The organism is Pseudomonas sp. CM25, assembly GCF_013179705.1.
Taxonomy (GTDB): Bacteria; Pseudomonadota; Gammaproteobacteria; order Pseudomonadales; family Pseudomonadaceae; genus Aquipseudomonas.
On record NZ_JABMCW010000382.1, the window covers coordinates 1 to 4,755 of the forward strand.

Below are 4,755 nucleotides of genomic sequence, written 5' to 3' on the forward strand. Positions count from 1 at the left end.
GGCTGCACCTTCCATGTGTTCAACGAGCGCATCAACCGTAATGCGCGCAGCCTCGCCGACCTGGAAAGCGAACTGCGCCGTGCCTTGCGCCGGGATGAACTGGAGCTGCACTACCAGCCGCGGCTGAACATGGCCGACGGGCGCATCGTCGGCCTGGAGGCGCTGGTGCGCTGGCGCCATGCCGAGCGTGGGCTGTTGCCGCCCAGCGAGTTCGTGCCGTTGGCCGAGCAAAGCGGCCTGATCGTGCCGTTGGGCTACTGGGTGATTTCCCGCGCCCTGCGTGACATGCAGGTGCTGTGCGAGCGTGGCCTGGAACCGCTGCACATGGCGGTCAACCTTAGCTTCCGCCAGTTTCAGGACAGCCAGCTGTTGGCTACCTTGAGCCGTCTGATCCTTGAGCATGGCGTCGATGCGCGCTGGCTGGAGTTCGAGCTGACCGAAACGGCAGTGATGCGCCGCAACGAGCTGGTGCGCCAGACCATGGACGCGTTGGGGCGCCTGGGCGTGCGCTTTTCTCTCGACGATTTCGGCACCGGCTTTTCTTCTTTCGTACACCTCAACAGCCTGCCGATCGCCTTGCTCAAGGTGGACCGCAGCTTCGTTGCCGAAATGGAAATGCGCGAGGAGAACCGCAAGCTGGTGCACGCCATGATCAACCTGGCGCACAACCTCAACCTCGAGGTGGTGGCCGAGGGCGTGGAGAGCGAAGAGCAGCTGGCACTGTTGCGCGAGTTTGGCTGTGACCAGGTGCAGGGCTTTCTGGTCAGCAAGCCTTTGCCCGTGGCGGAGTTGATGGAGTTTTTGATGGATTGCAGCAAGCCGAAGCTGGTTAGCCTGTGACATCGCGAGGGAGGGCTTTGCCCTCCATCGCAACACAAAGCCCCGGCAATCACACAGACACTGCAGAACCGTCAGCCACACCGGCTTTGCGCAGCAGCCGCTTCATCCGCCATTCAAAGCCGAAGGTCAGCGCCACGGCAGCAAACGCCAGCCCCAATGCCAGCCCCCACCAGATGCCGACCGCGCCGCCGCCCAGGTTGAATGCGAACAGCCAGGCACTCGGCGCGCCCACCAGCCAGTAACAGCACAAGCCGATCAGGAATGTGGTCTTGGCATCCTTGAGGCCACGAATCGAACCCATGGCGATGGTCTGCATGCCATCGAACAGCTCGAACCAGGCCGCGACCATCACCAGTTGCACCGCCAGTTGGTAGATGGCGGCGAAGGCCGGGTCGCTGCGGTCGATAAACAGCCCTACCAGTGCATCGGGCAACAGCCAGAACAGTGCCGCAAAGCCGAACATGATCAGCCCGCCGAAGCCAATCCCGACCCGCCCGGCGCTGCGTGCCGCCAGCAGGTTGCCGGCGCCGTAATACAGGCCCACGCGCATGGTCACCGCATACGACAGCCCGGTCGGCACCATGAACGCCGTGGAGACGATCTGCAGGGCGATCTGATGCGCCGCCAGCTCGGTGCTGCCCAGCACACCCATGCACAGGGCGGCGAAGGCGAACAGGCCCACTTCCACCATGTAGGTGCCGCCAATGGGCAAGCCCAGCCGCCACAACTCGCGCAGCGCCGGCATTGACGGGCGCGACAGGCCCTTGCGTAGCGGGTAGGCGGCATACGCCGGGTGCCAGCGGATATACAGCGCCAGGGCAATGGCCATGCCCAGCGATACCACCGCGGTGACCAGGCCAATGCCCATCAGGCCCAGCTTCGGCAGGCCGAACATGCCTTCGAGCATGGCGACATTGAGCAGGTAGTTGAGCACCGTGCCGACCACGCTGATGACCATCACCGGGGTCGAGCGGCCGAGGGCGCTGGTGAAACCGCGCAGGGCCATGAAGGTCAGGTAGCTGGGCAGCGCCAGTGGCAGCAGGGTCAGGAACTGCGCCGCCGAGGCCACGTTCTCCGGCTGTTGGCCGAACATCAGCAATACCGGCTCAAGGTTCCACAACGCCAGCGCGGCCACCAGCGCCAGGCCCCAGGCAAGCCACAGGCCGTTTTGCGCCAGGCGGGTAGCGCCCTCGATATCGTTGGCGCCCTTGCGGATGGCCACCAGGGTGCCGACGGCGGCGATCACGCCCAGGCAGAAGATGGACACGAACGAATAGCTGGCTGCGCCCAGTCCACCACCGGCCAGGGCTTGCGGGCTGATGCGGGCCATCATCAGGGTGTCGGTCAGCACCATCAGCATGTGCGCCAACTGCGAGGCGATCAGCGGCCCGGCCAGGCGCAGCAACGCCTTGAGTTCTGTAGTGGGCGCGACGTGCATGGGCTGTCCTTCTTCCGGAGGTGATGTAGCGAAGCGCGATTCTGAGGCTTCGGTCAACTTTGCACAAAAGGATAAAACCGATTGTTGGCATGACTTTGACTCATGCATATATGCTTTCAGGAGTTGCCTCACAGCTCGTATGGCAGGTACCAGATGTCTCGTCAGCTCCCACCGTTGTATGCCCTGCGCGCATTTGAAGCTGCCGCACGCTCAAGCTCTTTCACCCGCGCGGGTGAAGAGCTGTCGATCACCCAAAGTGCGGTCAGCCGGCATATCCGCACGCTGGAGGATCACTTTGCCTGCCGCTTGTTCGTCCGCAGTGGCCGCAGCCTGCAGCTGACCGAAGCGGCGCGGGTGCTGCTGCCTGGGGTGCGTGAAGGTTTTGCCGCGCTGGAGCGGGCCTGCGATACCTTGCGCGGCGAAGATGACATCCTGCGCATGAAGGCGCCTTCGACGCTGACCATGCGCTGGTTGCTGGCGCGCTTGAGTCGCTTCCGTCATTTGCAGCCGGGCAATGAAGTGCAGCTGACCAGCGCCTGGATGGACGTGGACCATGTGGACTTCAACCAGGAGCCGTTCGATTGCGCGGTGTTGCTCAGTGACGGGGCATTCCCGGCGGACTGGGAGGTGCGCAAGTTGTTCCCGGAGTTGCTGATCCCGGTGGGCGCGCCGGACCTGCTGGACGAGGAGCCGTGGGACGTGCGCCGGCTGGCCTGCATCGAGCTGTTGCACCCCACGGTGGACAAGCGTGACTGGCGCGAATGGCTGGAGCGCATGGGGCTCAGCGACAAGGTCTCGCTGAAGGGCGGCCAGGTGTTCGACACTCTGGAACTGGGCATGATTGCTGCTGCGCGTGGTTACGGGATTTCCATGGGCGACTTGCTGATGGTGGCCGAGGATGTGGCGCAGAAACGGCTTAGCCTGCCATGGCCGACGGCGGTGCCCAGCGGGATGGACTATTACCTGGTGTGGCCCCGTACACGGCCGGGGGGCGAGCGTTTGCGGCGGTTGAGCGCGTTTCTGGATGAGGAGGTGGCGGCGATGGATCTGCCTGATGTGGAAATCCTGCCGCCCCTCTGATTCCCGCAGCCTTACATCGAGCCCAGATTCAAGGCCTGTGCACAGGCCTGCAACGACCGGCGCTCGCTTTGTGCATACAGCGCCAGCTCATCCTGCACCTGCAGCCCCAACGCCGCTTCGAACGCATCGCGGTTGGCGTTGCTGCCGTACTCGGCCTGGGCATCGTCACCCAGGTTGGACTGGAAGATCCCTGCAGCACTCACTGGCAGGAAGTCCTCGTACACCAGCGCCTCGAAGTGCACATGACCAGCGTCGATCAGGCCCTGCAGGGTGGTCGGTCGATCGTCCTGGCCACGCGCAGCCAGCCCTTTTTCGGTGGCAAAGTAGCGGAAGTACGCCAGGCCCTGTTCACGCATCTGCGCCAGGTCATCCGGGAATTCGACAAAAGTTTCCTGCAGCAGCGCCCTGTAGCGCTCGGCGTTGGCCTCGGCCGGCACACCGCCCAAGGCGGCCCGGGTCGCATCCAGCAGCTTGTCGTACAGCTGGCGCCCTTTCGGCGTCAGCGCCGCACCGCGCTGCTCGATCTCGCCAAAGCGCGCAGTGTGGCTGCCCTCGCTGCCTTGTTGGTCGCGGAAGGCAACCTTTTCCTGCAGCGCCTTGAAGCTGGTCTGGCGCAGCAGGATCGGGTGGCGGCGGGTGGGCGGGCCTTCGACCACGGCCTTGGGCGGGATGCCCTTGGCCGGCATGCCAATCTGGATGGCGTCGATATCCAGGGTGCGTGGGGTCAGGTGGTTGATGTGCGGGCCCTTGAAGGCGACCACGTCGGCGATCAGGCGATGCTGGTCGTGCAACTGCTGGTACTGCTCGGCAGTGACCGTGGCATCATGGTGCCAGCGGAAGGTGTGCAGCGCTTCCTGCACAAATGCGTCGGCATCTGCAGCGTTCAGGCCACCATCGCGTTCGCACTGGGCAATCAGCGCGAGGGCGCGATCCGTGAATATCTGGCGTTTGGCGAGGATGCTCTGGGCCAGTTCACGCAGCTGCGGGTTGTCGATCAGCTCCAGGCGCAGCAGCGAGGTGAACACGCGGAACGGGCTGACGTGCAGCGACTGCTCGTGCACCGCGCGAAACGCGGTGGAGTGCACCGGCACGCCGGCAGAGCTGAGGTCGTAGTAGCCGACCGGCTGCATGCCCATGACGGCGAACAGACGGGCGATGGTGGCCAGCTCTTCAGCGGTGCCGACGCGGATGGCGCCGTGGCGTTCCTGATCCAGGCGCTCGATTTCGCCGGTCCAGCGCAGGGCTTCGGCTACCTCGGGTTGCTGGGCCATGACCTGCTGGTTGATTTCGCTCACCAGCTCCAGCAACGTGCCGTACAGCGGCACTTCCTGTTTGTACATGAGCGACATGGCGGCAGAGAACTGCGCGCGGATGCTGTCTGGGCTGACGAAATCGTG

Annotated in this window: 4 protein-coding genes; 2 read left to right on the top strand and 2 right to left on the bottom strand. The window is 64.3% G+C overall.

Annotated elements, in window-relative coordinates; translation table 11 throughout:
• Window positions 1–840, top strand: an 840-nt coding sequence (locus HP546_RS26040) for a bifunctional diguanylate cyclase/phosphodiesterase (protein WP_172231447.1), incomplete at its 5' end; no start/stop codon positions are given.
• 49 nt (window positions 841–889) lie between these two features.
• Here HP546_RS26040 and HP546_RS26045 read toward each other — a convergent pair.
• On the bottom strand, window positions 890–2,278 hold the full coding sequence (locus tag HP546_RS26045) for a NorM family multidrug efflux MATE transporter (RefSeq protein ID WP_172231450.1): 1,389 nt from the start codon (window positions 2,276–2,278) through the stop codon (window positions 890–892).
• 153 nt (window positions 2,279–2,431) lie between these two features.
• Between HP546_RS26045 and HP546_RS26050 the strand changes: the two genes are divergently transcribed.
• On the top strand, window positions 2,432–3,358 hold the full coding sequence (locus HP546_RS26050) for a LysR substrate-binding domain-containing protein (protein WP_172231453.1): 927 nt from the start codon (window positions 2,432–2,434) through the stop codon (window positions 3,356–3,358).
• A gap of 11 nt (window positions 3,359–3,369) precedes the next feature.
• On the opposite strand, the gene HP546_RS26055 is transcribed toward HP546_RS26050, so the two are convergent.
• A partial coding sequence (locus tag HP546_RS26055) for a VOC family protein (RefSeq protein ID WP_172231456.1) occupies window positions 3,370–4,755 on the bottom strand: 1,386 nt, incomplete at its 5' end.

What these genes read in the sequence shown, in the direction of transcription:
- HP546_RS26045 (WP_172231450.1), bottom strand. Translation starts at nt 2,278, where the DNA reads ATGCACGTCGCGCCCACTACAGAACTCAAGGCGTTGCTGCGCCTGGCC.
- HP546_RS26050 (WP_172231453.1), top strand. Translation starts at nt 2,432, where the DNA reads ATGTCTCGTCAGCTCCCACCGTTGTATGCCCTGCGCGCATTTGAAGCT.